This is a genomic window from Telluria sp. RB2R28, assembly GCF_059685835.1.
Map to the genome: position 1 here is coordinate 401627 of NZ_JCASIK010000002.1, position 22579 is coordinate 424205.

Annotated in this window: 14 protein-coding genes; 4 read left to right on the forward strand and 10 right to left on the reverse strand. The window is 63.1% G+C overall.

What is annotated here, in order from left to right:
* Positions 1 to 3: 3 nt before the first annotated feature.
* From AC56LV_RS09365 to AC56LV_RS09395, 7 genes are all read right to left on the reverse strand, one after another.
* Positions 4 to 3285, reverse strand: coding sequence for an efflux RND transporter permease subunit (locus AC56LV_RS09365; RefSeq protein WP_499557114.1), 3282 nt, complete (start codon positions 3283 to 3285; stop codon positions 4 to 6).
* Positions 3282 to 6377 (reverse strand): efflux RND transporter permease subunit, encoded by a 3096-nt coding sequence (locus AC56LV_RS09370; RefSeq protein ID WP_499557116.1) that lies wholly within the window; start codon positions 6375 to 6377, stop codon positions 3282 to 3284. Before AC56LV_RS09370 ends, AC56LV_RS09365 begins: the two co-directional genes overlap by 4 nt.
* Before the next feature lie 31 nt (positions 6378 to 6408).
* Positions 6409 to 7728: an efflux RND transporter periplasmic adaptor subunit gene (locus tag AC56LV_RS09375; protein ID WP_499557118.1), complete on the reverse strand. Its 1320-nt coding sequence runs from the start codon at positions 7726 to 7728 to the stop codon at positions 6409 to 6411.
* A gap of 289 nt (positions 7729 to 8017) precedes the next feature.
* On the reverse strand, positions 8018 to 9874 hold the full coding sequence (gene sppA / locus AC56LV_RS09380) for a signal peptide peptidase SppA (RefSeq protein ID WP_499557120.1): 1857 nt from the start codon (positions 9872 to 9874) through the stop codon (positions 8018 to 8020).
* A gap of 43 nt (positions 9875 to 9917) precedes the next feature.
* The gene (locus AC56LV_RS09385) at positions 9918 to 11387 is read right to left on the reverse strand and encodes a sodium:solute symporter (RefSeq protein ID WP_499454755.1); all 1470 of its coding nucleotides are present in this window, start codon (positions 11385 to 11387) and stop codon (positions 9918 to 9920) included.
* Between the two features lie 56 nt (positions 11388 to 11443).
* Complete coding sequence (locus AC56LV_RS09390) at positions 11444 to 11875, reverse strand: hypothetical protein (protein WP_258834853.1); 432 nt, start codon at positions 11873 to 11875, stop codon at positions 11444 to 11446.
* A 96-nt stretch (positions 11876 to 11971) separates the two neighbouring features.
* Positions 11972 to 13576 carry an NYN domain-containing protein gene (locus tag AC56LV_RS09395; protein ID WP_499557122.1) on the reverse strand — a complete coding sequence of 535 codons (1605 nt, stop codon included), beginning with the start codon at positions 13574 to 13576 and terminating at the stop codon, positions 11972 to 11974.
* A gap of 177 nt (positions 13577 to 13753) precedes the next feature.
* On the opposite strand from AC56LV_RS09395, the gene curA reads away from it, so the two are divergent.
* A complete protein-coding gene (curA, locus tag AC56LV_RS09400; protein WP_499557124.1) occupies positions 13754 to 14764 on the forward strand; it encodes an NADPH-dependent curcumin/dihydrocurcumin reductase in 1011 nt (336 codons plus the stop codon).
* A 92-nt stretch (positions 14765 to 14856) separates the two neighbouring features.
* Positions 14857 to 16767, forward strand: a complete 1911-nt coding sequence (locus AC56LV_RS09405; protein ID WP_499557126.1) for a PAS domain-containing hybrid sensor histidine kinase/response regulator — start codon at positions 14857 to 14859, stop codon at positions 16765 to 16767.
* Between the two features lie 1308 nt (positions 16768 to 18075).
* Here AC56LV_RS09405 and AC56LV_RS09410 read toward each other — a convergent pair.
* Positions 18076 to 18879: a regulatory protein RecX gene (locus AC56LV_RS09410; protein ID WP_482898998.1), complete on the reverse strand. Its 804-nt coding sequence runs from the start codon at positions 18877 to 18879 to the stop codon at positions 18076 to 18078.
* 231 nt (positions 18880 to 19110) lie between these two features.
* Positions 19111 to 20115 (reverse strand): S41 family peptidase, encoded by a 1005-nt coding sequence (locus AC56LV_RS09415; protein ID WP_499557128.1) that lies wholly within the window; start codon positions 20113 to 20115, stop codon positions 19111 to 19113.
* Between the two features lie 440 nt (positions 20116 to 20555).
* Between AC56LV_RS09415 and AC56LV_RS09420 the strand changes: the two genes are divergently transcribed.
* Positions 20556 to 21251 (forward strand): DUF1349 domain-containing protein, encoded by a 696-nt coding sequence (locus AC56LV_RS09420; RefSeq protein WP_499557130.1) that lies wholly within the window; start codon positions 20556 to 20558, stop codon positions 21249 to 21251.
* A 70-nt stretch (positions 21252 to 21321) separates the two neighbouring features.
* On the opposite strand, the gene AC56LV_RS09425 is transcribed toward AC56LV_RS09420, so the two are convergent.
* A complete protein-coding gene (locus AC56LV_RS09425; protein ID WP_499557132.1) occupies positions 21322 to 21846 on the reverse strand; it encodes an excalibur calcium-binding domain-containing protein in 525 nt (174 codons plus the stop codon).
* Between the two features lie 297 nt (positions 21847 to 22143).
* Here AC56LV_RS09425 and AC56LV_RS09430 point away from each other — a divergent pair, with 297 nt between their 5' ends.
* Complete coding sequence (locus tag AC56LV_RS09430; protein WP_499557134.1) at positions 22144 to 22566, forward strand: DUF7684 family protein; 423 nt, start codon at positions 22144 to 22146, stop codon at positions 22564 to 22566.
* The last annotated feature ends 13 nt before the right edge of the window (positions 22567 to 22579 follow it).

A 22579-nucleotide genomic window follows, 5' to 3' on the forward strand; every position in this document is an offset into this window, starting at 1 on the left:
GCATCATGGTTTGGCGAGCGATGGGCCGCTACCCGGCGTCGGATCGACGTCGTGCGGGTGGCGGCTCAACGCGTGTTCATCGGGTTTGCGGGTGCGCAGCTTGTCGAGCAGGACATACACGACCGGCGTGGTAAGCAGTGTCAGAAGCTGGCTCGCGACCAGGCCGCCGATGATGGCGATGCCCAGCGGGCGGCGCAATTCGGAGCCTTCGCCGAAGCCGATCGCCAGCGGCAACGCGCCCAGCGCGGCGGCCAGCGTCGTCATCAGGATCGGGCGGAAGCGCAGCATGCAGGCCTCGCGCACCGCTTCCATTGCGGTGAGGCCCCGCGCGCGCTCGGCCTCCAGCGCGAAGTCGATGATCAGGATCGCATTCTTCTTCACGATGCCAATCAACAGGAACACGCCGATCAGCGCGATGATCGAGAATTCCATCTTGAACATCAACAGCGCGAGCACCGCGCCCACGCCCGCCGACGGCAGCGTCGAGAGCACGGTGATCGGGTGGATCAGGCTTTCGTACAGAATGCCAAGCACGATGTAGATGACGACGATGGCCGCGAGGATCAGCAGCGGCTGCTCCTGGCTCGATGCCTGCGCCGCCGCGGCCGTGCCCTGGAAGCTGCCGCGCACATTGATCGGCATGCCGATGTCGGCTTCGGCCTGGCGCACGGCGGCTTCGCCGTCGGTCAGCGTGAAGCCTTCGTTCAGGTTGTACGACACCGTGGTGGCCAGTTCGCCATCCTGGTGGCTGACCGAGGTTGCTGTGGCGCTCTCGGCAAAGCTGGCAATCGCTGACAGCGGCACCATCGTCGCGGCATTGTCGGCCAGCGCCTGGCCACCGGACGGATCGCGCGCCGCCGTCAGGCTCGCGGTCGCCGATGTCGCCGCACCCGCAGCGCCGGCGGCGGCGGCCGTGCCGGTGCTGGACGAGACCACGTTCTGGCTCCCGCCGGCGGCCCGCGCCGGCACGTGCACGTCCTTCAGCGCTTCGGGCGACTGCGCATACTTCTGCGCCACGCCCATCACGACGTGGTACTGGTTCAGCTCATCGTAGATGTTCGCCACCTGGCGCTGGCCGAACGCGTTGTACAGCGCATTGGTGACGTCGCGCGTGGTGATGCCCATGCGCGCCGCGCTTTCCTTGTCGATCGTGACGTAGGTTTCCACGCCGTTTTCGGCCTGGTCGGTGTCGACGTCGACCAGCGCCGGTTGCGCTTTCATCGCCTCGGCCAGCTTGGCGGCCCACAGCTTGAGGTCTTCCGCGTTGTCGCTCTTGAGCGTGTACTGGTAGGTCGAGTTGCTCGAACGCCCGCCCATGCGCAAGTCCTGCACCGGGTTCAGGAAGATCGTGATGCCGGTGACCTTGGCCAGTTGCGGACGCAGGCGCGCAATCACGGCCTGCGCCGCGACATCGCGCTCGCGCACCGGTTTCAGGTTGACGAACATGAAGCCGCCGCCGGCGCGCCCGCCGCCCGTGAACGCGACGACCGTTTCAACGGCCGGATCCTTGCGGATGATCTCGACCAGCTGGTAAATCTTCTTCTGCATCGCCTGCGACGAGATGCTCTGGTCGGCGCGGATGCCGCCATTCATCTGCCCGGAATCCTGCTGCGGGAAGAAGCCTTTCGGCGCATTGGTGAACAGGTAGATGTTCAGGCCGACCGTAAACAGCAGGATGATCATGACCAGCACCTTGCTGGCCAGCGCCCAGTCGAGCGCATGCTCGTAGACGCGCAGCACGCGCGCAAAGCCGCCTTCGGACCAGCGTGCGAGACGCCCCGGCTTCTTGTCCTTGTCTTCGGGACGCAGCAGCCAGGCGCACATCATCGGCGTCGTCGTCAGCGAAATCACGAGCGAGATCAGCACCGCGGCCGACAGCGTGACGGCAAATTCGCGGAACAGACGACCCACCTGCCCGCCCATGAACAGCAGCGGGATGAACACCGCCACCAGCGACAGCGAAATCGACAGCACCGTAAAGCCCACTTCGCGCGCGCCGAGCAGCGCCGCCGCCATGCGGTCCATGCCGTTCTCGATATGGCGCGCCGTATTTTCCAGCACCACGATGGCATCGTCGACGACAAAGCCGGCCGCCACCGTCAGCGCCATCAGCGACAGGTTGTTGAGCGAAAAGCCCAGCGCATACATGACGCCAAAGGTGCCCAGCAGCGAGACGACCGTGGCAACCGCAGGAATCACGGTCGCGCGCAGGCTGCGCAGGAACACGCTGACCACGGCCACCACCAGCACGATCGACAGCACGAGCGTGAATTCGATTTCGTGCAGCGAGGCGCGGATCGAATTCGTGCGGTCCGATGCGATCGCCAGCTGGATATCACCCGGGAGCTGCGCCTGCAGCGACGGCAGCAGGTCGCGGATGCCGTCGACGGTTTCGATGACGTTGGCGTCGGGCTGGCGCGTGACCAGCACGATGACGGCCGGCTGGCCGTTGAACAGGCCCAGCGTGTAGATGTTCTCGGGGCCATCGAACACGGTCGCCACGTCGGACAGGCGCACGGCGGCGCCATTGCGCCAGGCGACCACGAGGTCCTTGTAATCGGCGGCGCTGCGGCCGTCGCCCCCGGCCGGCTGCGAATAGATCTGCAGGCGGTTGCCGTTGCTGTCGATCTCGCCCTTGGGGCGGTTCGGGTTCGTCGCCTGGATCGCGGCGCGCACGTCCTCGGCCGATACGCCATAGCGGTTCAGCGAATACGGCACCAGCTCGACGCGCACCGCCGGCAGCGAGCCGCCGCCGATTTCGACTTCGCCCACGCCCTTGACCTGCGCCAGGCGCTGCTGCACGAGATTCGAGACCGATTCAAAGATTTCGGCCGGCGCCTTGGTTTTGGACGTCAGCGCCAGGATCAGCACCGGCGCGTCCGACGGGTTGGCTTTACGGTAGGTCGGATTGCTGCGCAGCGTGGCCGGCAGGTCGGCGCGTGAGGCGCTGATCGCCGCCTGCACTTCGCGCGCGGCGGAATCGATCTGGCGATTCAGTTCGAACTGCAGGTTGATCCGGGTCGAGCCGGTGCCGCTGCTGGACGTCATTTCGTTGACGCCGGCAATCGCGCCCAGGCGCCGCTCGAGCGGCGTGGCCACGCTCGATGCCATCGTGTCGGGACTCGCGCCCGGCAGCGAGGCCGACACCGAAATGGTCGGATAATCGACCTGCGGCAACGGCGCCACCGGCAGCACGAAGAACGCAGCGATGCCGGCCAGCGCGATGCCGATGGTCAGCAGGACCGTGGCGATCGGCCGTTCGACGAAGGGGCGCGACAGGTTCATGCGCCCGCTCCCTCAGTCTTGTGCGGGGCTTTGCCCGTCAGGCGGCGCGCGGTGCGGTCGAACGCCAGGTAGATCACCGGCGTGGTAAACAGCGTCAGGAGCTGGCTCAGGACCAGGCCACCGAACATCGCCAGGCCCAGTGGGCGGCGCAGTTCGGCGCCCTCGCCCGTACCCAGCATCAGCGGCACCGCCGCGAACAGCGCCGCCAGCGTCGTCATCAGGATCGGGCGGAAGCGCAGCAAGGCCGCCTGGCGGATCGCATCCAGCGGCGACTTGCCTTCTTCGCGCTCGGCCTCGATCGCGAAGTCGATCATCATGATCGCGTTCTTCTTGACGATGCCGATCAGCAGGATCATGCCGATGATGCCGATCACGCCCAGCCCCTGGCCACTGACCCACAGCGCCAGCAGCGCGCCCACGCCGGCCGACGGCAGCGTCGACAGGATGGTCAGCGGGTGGATATAACTTTCATACAGCACGCCCAGCACGATGTAGACGCAGACGACGGCCGCCATGATCAGCCACAGCTGGTTCGACAGCGACGACTCGTAGGCACCGGACGCGCCCAGGAAGGTCATGCTGACCGAGGCTGGCATCCCGATGTCCACCGCGGCGGCGCGGATCGCCGCCACCGCATCGCCCAGCGACGCGCCGGCCGCGGTATCGAAACCGACCGTGGCAGCCGGGTACTGCGCCACGTGGATCACCTGCAGGGGCGCCTGGCGTTCAGTGATCGTGGCCACCGCCGACAGGGGCGTCGACTGGCCCGAGCCGGTGCGCAGTTGCAGCCGGCCCAGCGCGGCAATCGACATCGCTTCGTCCCGCTGCGCCTCCAGAATCACGCGGTACTGGTTGGTCTCGGTGAAGATCGTCGAGACGATGCGCTGGCCGAAGGCGCTGTAGAGCGCATCGTCAATGGACGCGGCCGTGATCGACAGGCGCGACGCCGTGTCGCGGTCGATGTCGATGAAGGCGGCAGCGCCGGTCGCGCCGGCATCGGTCACCGCCGTGCGCAGTTCGGGCAAGGTGCCGATCTTTGTGGTGAGCTTGCGCGCCCATGCGTTGACCAGCTCCGTATCGGCGCCTTCGACCGAGAAGCGGTACTGGGTCGGGCCGCTTTCGGCGTCGATCGTCAAGTCCTGGGTCGGCTGCAGGAACAGCTGCAGGCCCGCCACATTGGCGACACGCTCGCGCAGCCGCAACATGGTTTCGGCCTGGTCGCCGCGCTCGGCCTTCAGGTTGATCAGCATGGTGCCGGTATGGAGCATCGTGTTGTTGGCGGCGTCAACGCCCACGTACGACGCGACCGATTCGACCGCCTCGTCCTGCATGATGCGGCGCGCCGCTTCCTGCTGCAGCTTGGCCATATCAAGGTACGAAATCGACTGGCGTGCCTGCACGCGCGCCTGCAGCTGGCCGGTGTCCTGGGTCGGGAACAGGCCTTTCGGGATGATCGTCCACATCACGGCGGTCAATACCACGGTGGCCAGGGCCACCAGCAGCGTCAAGCCCTGGCGCTTCAGCACCCAGCCCAGCATCACGTCGTAGCGCGCGATCACGCGGTCGAAGAAGGCCTGGAACTTGACGGCAAAGCGGCTCGGCTTGTCGTTTTCGTGGCTGCGCAGCCAGCGCCCGGCCATCATCGGCACGAGCGTGAGCGAGACCACGCCCGAGATCAGGATCGTGATGGCCAGCGTGACGGCAAATTCGCGGAACAGGCGCCCCACTACGTCGCCCATGAACAGCAGCGGGATCAGCACGGCGATCAGCGAGACGGTCAGCGAAATGATCGTGAAGCCGATCTGCGTGGCGCCCTTGATCGCGGCGGCCATCGGGGCCTCGCCCTTTTCGATGTAGCGCGCGATGTTCTCGATCATGACGATCGCATCGTCGACGACAAAGCCGGTGGCGATCGTCAGCGCCATCAGCGACAGGTTGTTCAGGCTGTAGCCGAGCAGGTACATCACGCCGAAGCTGCCGATCAGCGAGATCGGCACGGCCAGGCTGGCAATCACGGTCGCGCGCAGGTCGTGCAGGAACGCGAAGATCACCAGCACCACCATGATCACGGCCAGCACCAGCTCGATCTGCACGTGCTTGACCGAAGCGCGGATGCCCGTCGTGCGGTCGCTCAGCACGTCCATGCGCAGCGCGCTCGGCAAACCGGCCTGCAGTTCGGGCAGGCGCGCCTTGATCGCGTCAACGGTGGCGATCACGTTTGCGCCCGGCTGGCGCTGCACGTTCAGGATGATCGCCGGCTTCAGATTGGCCCAGGCGCCCAGGCGCACGTTCTCGGCGCTGTCGACGACCTTGGCCACCTCGAGCAGCTTGACCGGCGCGCCGTTGCGGTAGGCGACGATCAGGTTCTGGTAGTCGGGCACCGTGACCAGCTGGTCGTTGGCATTGATCGCGTACGAGCGCGTCGGGCCGTCGAAGCTGCCCTTGGCGCTGTTGGCATTGGCAGCGGTGATCGCGGTGCGCAGCGTGTCGAGACCCAGGCCATACGATGCGAGGGCGTCGGTATCGGCCTGGATGCGCACGGCCGGCCGCTGGCCGCCCGACAGCGACACCTGGCCCACGCCGGACACCTGGCTGATCTTCAGGGCCAGGCGCGTGTTGACGAGGTTCTGGACTTCGGTCAGCGGCAGCGTGTCGGACGTGATCGCGAGCGTCAGCACCGGCGCGTCGGCCGGATTGACCTTGGCGTAGACCGGCGGCGCCGGCAGGTCGGTCGGCAGCAGCGAACCGCCGGCATTGATCGCGGCCTGGACTTCCTGCTCGGCCACGTCGAGCGTCTCGCCCAGTGCGAACTGCAGCGTGACCATCGACACGCCGGCGGCGCTGGTGGAACTCATGCGGGTCAGGCCGGACATCTGGCCAAACTGGCGTTCGAGCGGCGCGGTGACGGTGCGCGCCATGACTTCGGGGCTGGCGCCCGGATACAGCGTCTGCACCTGGATGGTCGGGAAGTCGACCTGCGGCAGCGCGGCCAGCGGCAGGAAGCGATAGCCCACCAGGCCGGACAGCACGATCGCCAGCATCAGGAGGGCCGTTGCGACCGGCCGCTGGATGAAGGGGGTCGAGGGACTCACGCGTTGCTCCCGTGCGCCGGATACGGCACCATCATTGCGGTGCTCCCCGCGCTGGCCGGCCGGCGCCTTCGCGCCCGCCCTGCCCCGCGCCACGTGCGCCGCCCGGCTTGTCGCCCGGCAGCACGACGCTGGCGCCATCGCGCAGGCGGTCGGCGCCTTCCGTGATGACCTGCTCGCCGGCTTTCAGGCCGCTGGCGATCTGCACCTTGTCCACGGTGGCCTGCCCGCGCTTGACAGTGCGCAGCGACACGGTGCGCTTGGCGGCGTCGAGGACATAGACGAAGTCGCCATCGGTGCCATGGCGCAGCGCCGTGACGGGCACCTGCACGGCGTTCTGGATCGTGTTGACGGTCAGGCGCAGGTTGACGAACTGGCTCGGGAACAGCTTGCCATCGGTATTGGTAAAGCGGGCCTTGGCACGCACGGTGCCGGTCGACGTGTCGACCTGATTGTCCAGCGCGATGAAGCTGCCCGTGGCCAGAGCGTCGGTACGGGTGCGGTCCAGCGCGGTGGCCGGCAGCTTCGCGCCCTGCGTGATGCGCTGCTGCAGCACCGGCAAGCCATCCTGCGGCACCGCGAATTCGACGTCGATCGGCGCCAGTTGCGTGATCACGGCGATGCCGGCGGTGTCGCCGCTGCCCACCAGGTTGCCCACGTCAACCGTACGCAGGCCAACGCGCCCGCCGATCGGTGCACGCACCGTGGCGTAATCGAGATTGAGCTGGGCCGTGCCTTCGGCGGCGCGGTCGATCGTCGCCGTCCCTTCGAGCTGCTTGACCAGCGCGGCCTGGGTATCGACTTCCTGGCGCGCGATCGAATCCTGTTCGAGCAAGGTCTGGAAGCGCTTGAGCGTGACGCGCGCGCTGTCGAGCTGCGCTTCGTCGCGCTGGCGCTGGCCGCGCGCCTGCAGCAACGCCATCTGGAACGGACGCGGGTCAATCGTCGCCAGCACCTGGCCCGGCTTGACCAGCTCGCCTTCGGTAAAGTGAATTTTCTGGACCACGCCCGAGACTTGCGGACGCACCGTCACAATCGCGGCCGGCACCACGGTGCCCAGCGCTTCGAGCGTGACCGGGATGTCGGCCACCGTCGCGGTGGCCACACCGACCGTCGTCGCCGGGCCGCCCCGTCCACCGCCGGGGCCACGACCACCGCCGCCACCGCCGCCAGGCCCGCCTGCCGACATGCCCGGACCGCCCGGGCCGCTGGCAGGTGCCGGGTTGATCAGCGTCCACGCCAGGTAACCCAGGGCGACCATCGACAGCACGGCGATAGTGCCGCCAATGACACGGGTGCGCTTCTTGCGCGGCGGGCGGCTGGTGGCGGGAGGGATCGGAGAATGCTGGTCCATGCTTGTCCTTGTCGATTTTTTTTGTCAATGCGCGCTACGCATTACTACTCACGACGACTGTAGCATGCGAATTTCGCATGGAATGTTTCGTAACGTACATAGAATAGGGAGCGAACCGGCCTTGAAACGCCGCCCCGCCATCCTGGTTAACGCCGATTTACACGGTTAGCCCCTGAATGACGGCAGTAAACAGCAAACGGGCGCGACACCAAGGTGTTGCGCCCGTCCCGGCCTTGTATTAATCAGTTACAAAGTCGCTACATGTGGACCATGCACGCGCTGCCGTGCTTTACCAGTTGCCGCAGAAGCAGTGCGTGACGGCCGCAAACGGCTTGCGCTCGGTCGTCAGCTCCGACAGGAAGGCCATGTCGGCTGCGACCTGGTTCACCGGGCCTGCCGGAATCGCGTTCTCGATCAGGCCCAGCTTGACCTGAATGGTCATCGCCTGGACCGCCGAGGCGCCCGCCATCTGCAGGAAACGCTCGACACGCGTGACCGGGCGCTCGACATACACGACGCGGTAATCCTTGCCCAGCTTGGCGCGGCCGGCAGCCGATGCCAGTGCATCGTTGTAGCCACCCAGGCGATCGACCAGGCCGCGTTCCTTGGCCTGGACACCGGTCCAGACACGGCCCTGCCCCACTTCATCGATCTTGGCCGGCGTGGTCTTGCGCGCTGCCGCCGCCTTGGTGGTGAAGTCGCTGTAGACGTTGTTGATGCTCGACTGAACCAGCTGCTCGAAACGCGGATCGAGCGGACGCAGCGGGTTGTAGGCGTCGGCCAGCCAGGTGGTGGTCACGCCATCGGTGTGGATGCCCAGCTTGGCGGCGACCTTGTCGGCCGTCGGCAGCAGCGCGAACACGCCGATCGAACCGGTGATGGTGGCCGGGTCGGCGATCACTTCATCGGACGCCATCGAGATCCAGTAGCCGCCGGACGCCGCCACGCTGCCCATCGACACGACCACCGGCTTGCCGGCAGCCCGCGTCAGTTCCAGCTCGCGCCGGATCAGTTCCGAACCGTAGGCACTGCCGCCCGGCGAATCGACGCGCAGCACGAGCGCCTTGATATTGTCGTCCTCGCGCGCCTGACGAATCAGGTTGGCCATGCTGCGTCCGCCGATCACGCCGGGGCCGCCGTCGCCATCGGTGATGGAACCGGCGGCAACCACGACGCCGACCGCATCGCCGAACTGCTTCTGCGGATGGCGCGACAGGTAGTCATAAAAGCCGATCTGGCGGAACGACTTGTTGTCGTCGTCCGGCGCGCCGCGCTTGATCATCAGGTCGCGCAGTTCGTCGCGGGTTTTCAGGCCATCGACCAGTTTGGCCTGCAGCGCCACCTTCGCAGCGCTGCCGCCGGCATTGTCCATGCGCTCCGGGAGCGATTCGATCATGCCGGCAATCGCGCCATCGGGCAGCTTGCGGTTTTTCTCGACCAGGCCCGTGTAGCCGGACCACAGCGCGTTGTACAGATAGGCGTCGGCTTCGCGCGCGGCGTCGGACGGGCCATTGGCAATGTACGGCTCGGCGGCGCTCTTGTAGGTGCCAACCTTGATCAGGTTGACCGTGACGCCAACCTTGTCGAGCGCGTCGCGGTAGTAGTTGCGGCGCCCGCCGAAGCCTTCGATCATGACCATGCCCATCGGATGGACATAGACTTCGCTGGCGTGCGAGGCCACCAGGTAGCGCTTCTGGTCGTAGCTGCCGCTCCAGGCGACGACCGTCTTGCCGCTCTTCTTGACACGGTCGACCGCCGCGCCGATTTCGCGCAACATGGCCATGCCGCCGCCCTGCATCTCGTCGAGCAGCAGCACGACACTCGAGATGTTCGGATCGCGCGCCGCCGCGTCGAGCACGACGATCACGTCGCGCAGGCGCACGGTGCGCTTGGAATCGCCGCCGACATTGTCGAGCACCGCGTCGCGCAGCGTGGTTTCATACTGCTCGACCAGGTCGCCCCGGATCTCGAGCACCAGCGCCGTCTTGTTCGAGAGCGGCTTGACGCCGCCGCTGAAGAACAGCGAGACGACGATGATCACGATCAGCAGGAACAGCAGGTTGACGAAGGTGCGGCGGGTCACGTCGAGCGCGGTCCACAGCATGACGAACCCGCGCCGCAGGGCGCTCAGGGGCTTGAAGGCCATCGATACTCCATAAAAGGTTGATGCATGGAAGGTTGATGCATAATTAAGCAGACTGCATGGAATGACGGCCCTGGTGGCGCAGCGAAATCGCGTACAGCCCCGCAAACACCAGCATGCCGTTGATCATCAGGAGTTCCAGCCCGAGCCGGTACGAGCCGAGCAGATACGCCTGATTGTACTCAAGGATCGCGCACAGGACCGGCGCGCCGATCGTGACCAGCGGTACAAGACGATTGCGCGGCACGCGCGCCGTGAACATGCCGAACGCGAACAGGCCAAGCAGCGGGCCGTAGGTATACGCCGCGAGCTTGAGGATCACGCCGATCATGCTGGGATTGTCGGCCGCCTTGAAGCCCATCACGAGCAGCAGGAACAGGAATGCATAGCCCAGGTGCACGCGGCGGCGCAGGCCCTCGGCCTGCGCCTGGGTCAGATCCGTCCTGCGCTTGATGCCCAGCAGGTCGATGCAGGTCGACGACGTCAGCGCCGTGATCGCGCCGTCGGCGCTCGGGAACAGCGCCGAGATCAGCGCGATCAGAAAGATGATCTGCAGCGCCGGTGGCAAGTGGCCCATCACGACGGCCGGGAAGATCTTGTCGCCGGTGGCCGTCACGCCCACGGTCGGCGCGTACAGGTACAGCAGGCCGCCCAGGAACAGGAACGACAGCAGCACGACAACCAGCACCCCCGTCAGCGCCAGCAGGTTCTTTTGCGAGTCGGCCAGCGTCTTGACCGAAATGGTCTTCTGCATCATCTCCTGGTCCATCCCCGTCATGGTGATGGTGATCAGCGCGCCGGCGACGATCTGCTTGAGCCAGAAGTTCGGGCTGTTCAGGTCCGTGGTAAACACGCTGGCCAGGCCGCTTGAGCGCATCTGCTCCAGGCTGTCCGGCACCGACAGGTTGAGTTCGCCCAGCAGGAACCAGGCGCACGCGAACAGGCCGAACAGCATGCCGGTCGTTTGCAGCGTGTCGGTCCAGACGATCGTCTTGACGCCGCCCTGGTAGGTGTAGAGCAGGATCATCCCCAGCACGACGAGGGTGCTGAGCCAGAACGGCACGCCCAGGCTGTCGAGGATGACCGCCTGCAGGATGTTCACCACCAGGTACAGGCGCGCGGTGGCGCCCAGCAGGCGCGAGATGATGAAGAACCCGGCCCCGCTCTGGTAGGCGCGCCGGCCAAGGCGCACGTCGAGGTAGTGGTAGATGGACGTCAGCTGCAGGCGGTAGTACAGCGGCAGCAGCAGCCAGGTGACGGCAAGGTAGCCGATCACGTAGCCGATCAGGATCTGCGCGTAGCCAAAGCCATCGGCGCCGACGGCACCCGGCACGCTGACGAAGGTCACGCCCGAGAGCGTGGTGCCGACCATGCCGAAGGCGACCAGCACCCAGTTGCTGCTTTTATTACCGATGAAGAAGCTGTCGTTGTTGGCGCCGCGCGAGGTGGCCCAGGCCACGGCCAGCAGCAAGGCGAAGTAGCCGATGAGGATGCAAAACAGGAGTAACGGGGACATGAAAAGCCGGGGATGATCGTTTTGCCCAGCAATATACACTGCCGGGCAACTGGCGCTCAAACCTCTTCGCTGCGCACCCGCCGGAATGGCCCGATACAGGTTTGCATGGTCTGGTCGGCGCACATCAGGAAAATTGTGCGTGACGGGTGAAACTGGATGAAGTTGATGACCTGCGCGCCCGGCTTCATGACATTGCCCGAACAATCGGGCTTGCCGTTGTCTTTGACGATACGGTCTTGCAGGCGATAGAAGCCCTGCTTGTCGGGCTGGGCGGAAACGGTGTACACGCTTTCGGAGACTTCGGCGGCGCTGGTGACGAACGTGGTGCCGTCGGCGCGAAAGCGGTAGGTCTCGGCGCATTCGGTGCCCGGCACCGTCAGTCGCCAGATGCCGAGGAGCGGATGACCGGCGGCGACGCCCGCCGGCGCAGCGGCCAGCGCCGGTGCGCCCAGGCAGGACAGCAGGAACAGGACGGCACGTGCGCGCATGCGAGGCTCCATCAAACGACAACGCCTGCCCGAAAACCGGACAGGCGTCGTGATTATGGCATCGCGCAGGGACGCGCGGCGCGCGGCAGTCTGTGATTAGCCGTTGTCGGAACCGGCCTTCGGCTTGGCCGGGCGACGGCTGCGCGGTGCGGCCTTGCGCGCCGGACGGGCGCCCTTGCTGCGTGCCGGCGTGGCGTCTTCAGCTTCTGCTTCCACGTCTGGCTCAGGCGCGACTTCTTCCTGCGCCGCGGCGGCAGCTTCCTGTGCTTCGGCTTTAGCCGCCGCAGCAGCTTCGGCTGCAGCCTGCTCCGCCAGCTTCTTGGCCGACGGCTTGCGTGGCGCGCGGCGACGTTCCTTCTCGATCGGCGCCGGCGCTGCTTCAGCTTCCACCGGCTCGGCGTCGCTCACGACCAGCGTCGGTTGCGATGCCGGTTCGTCGAAGGTCTCGTCCTGTGCTTCCGGCTCGAAAGCGACCGGCTCCAGCAGCGCTGGCACGTTCGACGCATCGTTGCGGTTGCCGCCCTTGCGCCCGCCCTGGCCACGGCCGCGACGGCCGTCAGTCCTGGCCGGTTGCGCTTCCGGTTGCGCTTCAGGTTGCGCTGCCGGTTCCTCGAACAGTTCTTCCTGTGGTTCCGGCTCGACAGCAACCGGCTCCGCCAGTGCTTGTACGTTCGATGCGTCGTTGCGGTTACCGCCCTTGCGGCCACCGCGGCCACGGCCACGACGGCCATCGTTCTTGGCCGGCTCGTCATTGCCCTCGACCGGCGCGGCTGCATCGAGCATGTCCTGCACCACGGCGTCCGGCGCCTGCGTGCCGTCCTGCTGGGCTTCCTGTCCCGCTGCTGCATTGCCCGCATGCGCGCTGCGGAACACATAGGTGCCGGATTTTTCGTCGCGGCCAAATTCGAACAGGCCGCGCGTCTGCGCTTCTTCGAGCAGGTTGCCGAACGTGCGGAAGCCATAATAGGTTTCCGAGAAATCGGGACGGCGGCGCTTGAGCGTGTCTTTCAGCAGCGAAGCCCAGATTTTTCCGGTGTCGCCGCGCTCGGACGTGAGCGCGTCGAACGTCTCGACCACCATGTCGAGCGCCTGCACCTTGCGCGCTTCGAGTTCTTCCTTGCGCTTGTCGTCGCCGACATTCGTGTTGGTGTTGTTGCTGGCGTTCGAGCGGCGCGTTTGCGGCGCGGCCTTGCGCTCGTCGCGCTTGGCGGCGGTGCGGCGCTGTTCGCGCACCAGGTCATCGTAAAAGATGAATTCGTCGCAGTTTGCCACCAGCAGGTCGGAGGTCGACTGCTTGACGCCCACGCCGATCACCTGCTTGTTATTTTCACGCAGCTTCGACACCAGCGGCGAGAAGTCGGAGTCGCCGCTGATGATGACGAAGGTGTTAACGTGCGACTTCGTGTAGCACAGATCGAGTGCATCGACGACGAGGCGGATGTCGGCCGAATTCTTGCCCGACTGGCGCACGTGCGGGATCTCGATCAGCTCGAAGTTCGCTTCATGCATCGCCGCCTTGAAGCCCTTGTAGCGGTCCCAGTCGCAGTACGACTTCTTGACCACGATGCTGCCCTTGAGCAGCAGGCGTTCCAGCACTGGCTTGATGTCGAATTTTTCGTAATTGGCGTCGCGAACGCCCAGTGCGACGTTTTCAAAGTCGCAGAACACCGCCATGCTGATGTTGTCGGAAGAAGAGGCCATGAGTTGTTTTTTCTGTAGTGATAGGGCAAACGTATGGCGATTATACGCACGCCCTTCCGTTTCGCGCCGTATGACATTGCCTTGCGGCCAGTTTCGACGATTGGGTGTGGCGCGTGGGCAGCATCGGCCAAGGTTCTTTATGCTATGCCATCCGATCTACTCGAAGGAGCTCAACACATGACCGCAACCACCAACCGCCGCATCGTCCTCGTCTCGCACCCGAAAGGCAAGCCAACCGCAGAGAACTTCCGCATCGAGGACGCGCCGATCCCCACGCCGGGCGACGGCGAACTGCTGCTTGAAACGCTGTTCCTGTCGCTCGACCCGTACATGCGCACGCGCATGAACGGCACCGCCACCTACGCCGCCGCGCTGGAACTGGGCGACGTGATGGTCGGCGGCACCGTCTCCCGCGTCAAGCAGTCGAACCACCCGGACTGGAAGGAAGGCGACGTCGTCGTGGCCTACTCCGGCTGGCAATCGTTTGCCATCTCGGATGGCAGCAACCTGCGCCGCGTCGATCCGGACAGCGCGCCTGTGTCCACCGCCGTCGGCGTGCTCGGCATGCCAGGCTTCACGGCGTATGCCGGTCTGCTCGAAATCGGCCAGCCGAAGGCCGGTGAAACCGTCGTCGTGGCCGCTGCCAGCGGCGCCGTCGGCTCGGTCGTCGGCCAGATCGCCCGTATCAAGGGCGCGCGCGCCGTGGGCATCGCTGGCGGGCCCGAGAAATGCGCGTTCATCAAGGACGAGCTGAAATTCGACGCCGTCGTCGACCACCGCGCACCGGACTTCGCCGAGCAGTTGGCCAAGGCCTGCCCGGACGGCATCGACGTGTATTTCGAGAACGTCGGCGGCCAGGTGCTCGAAGCAGTCAAGCCACTGCTGAACAACTTCGCGCGCATTCCCGTGTGCGGCCTGGTGTCGCATTACAACGATGCGGGCGCGGGCGCCTCGATCGACCTGAGCCTCACGCTGTTCAAAAGCCTGACAGTGCGCGGCTTCCTGCAGAACGAATTTGTCGAGCGGCTCGAGCCGACCTTCCTGAAAGAAGCCGCGGGCTGGATCAAGGACGGATCGCTGCGCTATCGTGAAGACATCGTCGAAGGGCTGGACAAGGCGCCCGAGGCATTCATTGGCCTGTTAGACGGCAAGAATTTCGGCAAGCTGGTGGTGCGCGTCGCAGAATGATCAACGGCCACAATTGACATTTGGAATTGGTGCAGCATCCGTCAAATGTGGCCTATAATTATTTAACCTTTTGCAACCATTTTCGAACATCGATGCTGCCCACCAACCTGTTCGAGTCGGTGTTCAACCGATCGCCCTTCGGGCATTACCTGTTGTCTCCCACGCCCGAAGCGACGATCCTGGCCGTGAACGACGCGTTCCTGAAGGCCTCGGCGCGCACGCGCACCGAACTCGTGGGCCTCAGCCTGTTCACGGCATTTCCCAACAATCCGGCCGACCCGGCCGACTTCGGCGAGGCGCTTCTGCGCGACTCGCTGGCCCGGGTCCGCGCCAGCAGGCATCCTGACACCCTGCCCGCCCTGCGTTATCCGATTCCGGTCGTGCTGCCCAATGGCGAAACGGTGTTCGAAGAACGCTTCTGGACCGCCACCAGCACGCCGATCTTCGGCGCCGATGGTGAACTGGTCTGCATTTCACACAGCAATATCGACGTCACCGACCAGGTCAATTCCGAAGCGGCCGTGCGCGAAAGCGAAAAACGCTTCCGGGCGCTGACCAATGCCACGGCCGACGTCATCTACCGCATGAGCGCCGACTGGTCCGAGATGCGCCGCCTCGAAGGACGCGGCTTCATGAAGGACACGGACTCCCCCACCGGCAACTGGCTCGACGACTACATTCCGCCTGGCGACCACGCGCTGGTCCGGGCCGGGATCGCACGGGCGATGCAGGACAGCGCCGTCCTCGAACTGGAACACCGTGTGTGGCGCAGCGACGGCAGTTGCGGCTGGACGCTGTCGCGCGCCGTGCCGATGTTCGACGCGGCCGGCGAACTCTATGAATGGATTGGCGCGGCCAGCGACATCAGCGAGCGCAAGGCCTGGGAAGACAAGCTGCGCGAAGCCGACCGCCGCAAGGACGAATTTCTCGCGATGCTGTCGCACGAACTGCGCAACCCGCTGGCGCCGATCGGCGCGGCGGCCGAACTGCTGCAGCGCACGAAGCTCGACGATGGCATGCTCAAGCGCACCAGCCAGATCATCGGACGCCAGGTAAAACACATGACAGCACTGATCGACGACCTGCTCGACGTCTCGCGCGTCACGCGCGGGCTGGTGGAGCTCGACCAGACCGTGCTGGACGTCGGCGCCGTGCTGCACGAAGCGGTGGAACAGGTCACGCCGCTGATCGATTCGCGCGGCCACGCGCTGGCGCTGAACCTGCCCCCGCCCGGTACGCAGGTGCTGGGCGACCGCAAGCGCCTGGTGCAGGTGGTGGCCAACCTGCTGGGCAATGCCGCCAAGTACACGCCCGAGGGTGGCCGCCTGGCCGTGGCTGCCTTCGCGCGTGGCGACCGGCTGCACATCGATGTCCTCGACAACGGGATCGGCATGGCGCCCGAGCTGGCAGCGCGCGCTTTTGACCTGTTCACGCAGGCCGAACGCAGTTCGGACCGCTCATCGGGCGGGCTGGGGCTGGGGCTGGCGCTCGTGAAAAGCCTGATCGAGCTGCATGGCGGCGAGGTCGCCTGCGCCAGCGCGGGCGCGGGCCAGGGCAGCCGGTTCTCGGTCTGCCTGCCACTGCTGCATGCACCGGAGGCGGCTGCGCCAGTGCCCGATGCGCAGCCGGGCGCGGACGCGGCGCTACTGCGCGTGCTGGTGGTCGACGACAATGTCGACGCGGCCGTCATGCTGGCGATGCTGCTGGAAGCGAGCGGCCACCAGGTGCAGGTCGAGCACGATCCCCTCGAGGCGCTGGCCGCCACGCTGGCCAACCCGCCGCAGGTGTGCCTGCTCGATATCGGCCTGCCCGGCATCGACGGCCTGGAACTGGCGCGCCGCCTGCGCGCCCGCCCCGGCACCGCCCACGCGCTGCTGATCGCCATCACCGGCTATGGCCAGGACAGCGACCGCCAGCAGATCCTGCAGGCCGGGTTCGACCATCACCTGGTCAAGCCGATCGATATCGCGCAGCTGTACACGCTGCTGGACGGCGCCGGCTAGCGCACCCTGCCTGTGGTGACCGTCTGGTTCCGACCAGAAGCGGCGCATGAGAGGATTGATTTACGTTGCTTTGTCCAGCTTGACAACCGTCAGCCAAATGAGAACACCTGCACCGAGCCCCAAGATTGCAGGCGGGAACCAGTTCCAAGTAAGCCAGGTTAGAAAAACTATGAGTGGGGCGATGAAAGCAAGCGTTTTTCTGCTCACCCCGATAGCGATTTTCTGCCCGCAGTTTGGGCAGGCGCCGTTTCTGACACGGTTTTGACGGTCAGATTCTTTAAAGAAGCTGAGTTTCGCTTGGCAGTTTGGACATCGAAGTTGCATTGTTCAGGTGCCGCAATATGAGAAGATTAAATTCTACGCAAGGTCCAACGTGATTGCATGAAAAGGCGATCTCGGCCAACATAGATAGTCCAGTTCAGCATAGCAGGCCGCCCGGGCTGGAAATCACAGACTGTCACGAAGGGCCGAATCCGACCCATTGCGGATTTTCAGCACTGAACGTTCAGTGGCTAAGAAACATCGCGATTCCACCCAATATTGAAATGACTGACACAGTCAAAAGGAACTTCGCAAATCGTCCCGCGACCAAAGTGTTTTGCCTCGGATCATAGCGAGCAAACGCAACAGTAATTAACACGCTGGCAAAGCTGATAATCATCGGTAAGGCCACAAAAGCCGGTGCCCCGCGATAGTGATGACCAGGAGACCTTTTGCCAGGTATGTAGATGTCATCCACAAGCAGTCCGTGAAATCCATATATGACCAACGATAACGCTGCTAAAACAACTAAGCGTCGTGTCCAACTTTTCATGAGAGGACGTAGTTCATGGGCTGGCTGATCTAACGGAAGAAGGTAGTTCCGATGACCAGGCGTATAAGGTTGAGGCCGCATCGGCTTGCTAACCAAATCCACTTCGCGATGCCGGTTTGTCATTTTTTTCTAGGCTTTCGCGTGACGATAACTGTTTTTGCACACACAAATTCAGGTTGGGTCAGAGGTCCGCCCCTGGCCGTACAATGCCAATCACCGAAGATCCGGTTCTGGCCGATAGCGGAAGTTCCATCATCCGCAGTCTACCGGACAGAATTGCTCATTTGAAAATTTTGTGTGCGGCGTTCCAAGCACATCATTTCCCAGCCACCCGTTAGCTCCCGTCGCCCCGAGGCAGCCTATCAAGCGGGAAATTATTGGCTCAAGAAAAACCGCCTCGGGATTCTAACGCCGTGTCACCCACCATCGCGCATGGAAATCTTGAAATAATTTCTGCGCCTTGATCGCTTCACATCGCATTACTAGTGCAACGTCTAGTCATATTCAGGCCCCGATTTCAGATGCTCCATGGCGATATTTATCGAATGGCCGCTGAAGCCCCGATAAGCCAGGAAGCGATAAACCTTCTGCCGCAGTTCTTGTGTCATCCCCGTCTGTGCAATGTCCTTGCGAAACTTCTCGACCACAACGACAACGCGCTCATCTTCCGGCTCCATTTGCTCGATGGTTGCCTTCGTAAGTTGCTCGTCGATACCCTTCTGTCGGAGAGTCAGGGCGACTCGCGCGTCCCCGACCCGTGGTTCGATCTGCCGGGTTTTCATCTCCGCATACCGTTCATCTGACTGGTAATTCAACCCCTGCAGGAGGATCAGTGCGTCATCTGCCTCCTGTTCGCTGTAGCCTCGCAGGACTAGCTTGCGCCGCAGTACGGCTGCCGAATACTCCCGTTTGGATAGGAGCCATCCGGCATACTGGTGCGCCGGTTGCTTCGGTTTTTGCTGTGGTTGAGCCGGGTCGCGCGCCTTGTACTTTGGCTTTTTGTCGGACGTCCTTGCATATTCTCCAGGAGCAGGCTTTTTCGTCCCGAAACTGGTCTTGGGAACCTTCTTCTTGTAGTCGGAGCTGCGTGTGATTTTGGGCACACCATCCTGCGCCGGCGCCTCCTCCGTCTCAAAAGTACGTTGCGGAAGCTTGCTGGGCCGGTCGGTCTGGTCATCCTTGCTCTTCGGTCTCGCTCCGAAGCTTGATCGCTTCGGCTTTTCGCCACTCCCATACCCTTTAAGGTCCTCATCGGTGACCTCTACAGGTTTTCCGGTCTTCGAGTTGATCAGGTACATGGATTGGTCAGGCTCGCGGCATGATTAACGATGTCGGCGTCAGGCGAATCGCCTCGCCGGACCATTGTATTCCCTGAACAGGTGCACTGGCGGCTTGTGGCCGAACCCGGCCGTAGGGTGAAGCATATCAGGTTGCCAAACGAAAAGTAGAGGCCGGTGCGACAGGCCGCATCCGACCCGAAGCGGACGTCAGATCCAGATAGCAGGTAACTACCAACGTGCATATTCAGATCAGCCACACGTGATGCGTCCAGTAGTGCGTTCGCTAAGCTGCCCAATGCGCTCATTCAGGCGACCTAGCTCGTCAGGATTGTTCTCCGACGCCGCAATATTGGCCAAGATAGCTAGCTGCGCAGTTCTCAAAGCATCGCTTGCACAGACGCTGATATCGGGCGTCACGCCAACGCCTTCCCAATTTGTTTTCGTTACCGGGCTGATTGTGCGGCCTAGTGGCACAAAGAGTGAAAAGTTTGGCAGCAGCCGCTTGTTATCACCGTGATTAGCGCCGCCTCCGGTGGTCTCACCGACGACAGTCGCACGCTTGAGGTTCTTGAGTGCGTAGGTGAAGTCCTCTGCTGCTGAGAAAGTGTCCTTGCTAGTCAGGATATAGACCGGCTTCGTCCCGCCATAGCGCAGGCCGGGGACGACATCGGCAGTCCACCGCTGTTCGGTGCGGTTGCCCTCGCGGTAGTAGAAGTCGTTTAGCTGGGTGCGCTTGTCAAACATATAGCTGGCCAACAGGAGTCCTGCGGCTGCATCGCCTCCCCGGTTATTGCGCAGGTCGATAACAAGCGCGTCCGTATGGGCGACAAGCGTCATTGCGGCGGCCAGCGTCTCGGCCATCTCCTTTGCGCGCGCGAAGCGGGTAAGTTCCAAATACCCGATATTGAAGGGTAACCGTTCGATTTTATCTATGCCAAAATTGTTCGACCTCATCATCGCGAGGTAGCTGGCGGCTTCCTCGGGCGATCGCTCGTCATAAGACTTCCTGCCGGCTATCACCGCCTCGCTGTACATCACGCGCAGGTGCCGGTCTTTAGTGGCAGCCTGCAATTCATCGGACAGCACTTCGGACAGTTGCTGTGCGCTAGCAATAGCGTCATAGAATCCGCGCTTTTGCTGATGGCGTAACGATGTTTCGACCTTTTTCGCCATGTCGGGAAAGACGTAGCTGTTGTTGACTTCCTTAATCACGGCGTCTATCAACTGCTGACGGCTCGCGGCGTTCATTTGCATGTCACGCTGGTTAGAAACCCCAGCCGATTGCGCGAAAGCAGGCGAACAAGCGATGGCTGCGACAATAGCGGCGGTACCAATAGAACACAATATTTTCATTTCTTCCCTTAAAACCTCGATCGGTTTATGTTGTCTGAACAGAAAGGTCGTGCCACTTCTTCAATATCTGGAAATATTTCTGGTTTTCAATAGTGGCCTACTTACTGTAGAGGCAACGCACCCGACGCGCCGGACCGTCACGACATCTGCTAATCGCCGACAGCGGAAGTTCGTCGCGGCCAGTGTAACTCAGCAAGATCAGTAGGGCACAATGCCCGCAGTTGCAGCAAGATGCACAATGTAAAATGTAAAATCTATTCAGGAAATCACAAGAGTATTGACACCACCCGGGGATAGGCTTACTTTGGAATCGATTCCAAATCACTTCCAAGGGCCCGCTTGTGAAACTGCCACCTCTCTTTTTCTGTTCGATATGGGCGGCCCTCACGCCGATGACCGTGTTTGCCCAGGCCAACGCAGGCCCTTTCCCACTAGCACAGGTCATGGCGTCGATCCCAGCGATTCCCTATACATTGGCAATACAGGCGCCGGGCGGCTCGGCGTCGATCACCGGTAGTGAGTTGACTCTTAGTGCGGCCAAGGGCACCGACATCTATGCCAATGTCGACGGCAGCAAGATCGTCGACGATACCCCGCGCGTGCTGTTCGCGCCGCGTGACGATTTTATTTTCTCTGCCAGGATTCAGGCCGGCTTCCACAGCGCTTTCGATGGAGCTGCGCTGCTGGTGTATGCCGGAAAAGCCGCGTGGGGCAAGGTTCTATTCGAGCGTATGCCGAACGACAGCAATGCCGTCACGACGACCATTACCAAGGGCACGGGGGACGACGCTCTTCACCAACAAATAGAAGGCAACGTGGTGCATTTGAAGATCGCGCGCAAAGGCGGCGTGTACGTGTTTTACCTGTCCACCGATGGCGCCGCGTGGCGCATGCTGCGCACCTTCGCGCTGCCGACCGATCAGCCGGTGCTGGTTGGTTTCTCGGCGCAGTCACCCAAAGGCGGGCGCTTCACAGCGCACTTCTCCAACCTACACTGGCGCGCGCACGGCTTCGACAACTACTGGCATGGCGAGTAGCTCGCCGATGTCGCCCCAGAACTGGCTTACGGGCAGATAAGTGGTCGATATGAACGTTGCCGTTTGAAGCTCAATTGCACCACTGCTGCTCACACGGAATGCCATCGCGATCACCGTCCATATCAGGAACATTGCATTGCTCTTGGTGAAATAGCGCTTCGGCACAAGATGCCATCTTTGAACACGAGTTCTTCTCCGGCGTGCACTGGAACTCTGGTTGTGACGTAAGCGCATCCCTGGCAGAAACGATCTTGTATGCGCTCGCAGAGATCGTGCTATCCGGGTTAGAGAGGCGAACATGGCCCACATATCCAAGCACAAGCAGAAGCGCCAAGCCAACTATTGCAGATAAAAATCCTCCTGCAGAACTTTTCCTCGATGTTTTAGTGCCGACGAGCTCAGCAGTTGCGGCCCGGGGACGACCTTTCTCATCGTGTCGAATTTCATAGGTTATCAAGCTCCCCAAAAGAGGTCGATCTACCTTTTTGCGAAATACAGATACGTGCAGGAACGTCCGCGCGCTTGCCCCGTTTTGGACGACGAAACCAAATCCGCGCTCATCATTCCACTCGATGATTCTTCCTTGAAGTCGCATGTTTTATGAGCCAATTGAATAAATAGGTCAATCCCGATATCGGTGCTCTCACTAACGGTCCGGGTCGATCTTGTGCCATACCCCAGCAGATCCAAACGGCTGCTCCTGGCCGAAAGCACAAGTTCCCGGGAGCATGTCTGTCTCGGCCTCTTGTGTCAAACATGATCATTTGGTGTCGAGCTTTATTATTTTCTGTCCCACTTTATTGTTCGTCCTCATCAGCTGCAGGCTGCCGCATGTCGCGGCCTGGAGCCTGCGATAATGACGTCTTTGAATCACCGACCCGACAACGACACCATGCAAGCCAAAGCCCACTACCTGCAACTACGGCCCAACGACGCCCTGCCCGACCTGACCGCCCTGGCGCCATTCATGGCCATCGTCGTCATCGATGACGACAGCGACGAAATGTGGCGCTGGGAGGTGGCGCGCTGGCTGGTCGCGTCGGGCTGCCGCAGCATGCTGGCCTGGGGCAAGGAATGCGAAAGCTGGCACGACGCCGTCGACGACGCCGCGCTCGAAGCATTCGACTACGACGACATTCCGCCCGAGCAGATCGTGACGGTGTCGCAGCACGCCGACGAAGACCTCGACGAGGTGTTCTGGTTTGCGCGCCACCGCGCGAGCCACCCGGCGCTGCGCCTGAATACGGCGGTCATCCTGCACGTGGCCATGCGCGGGCGCCCGGACGAACTGCTGGCGCAGCTGGCCGAGGCCTGAGCGCCCCGGCAGC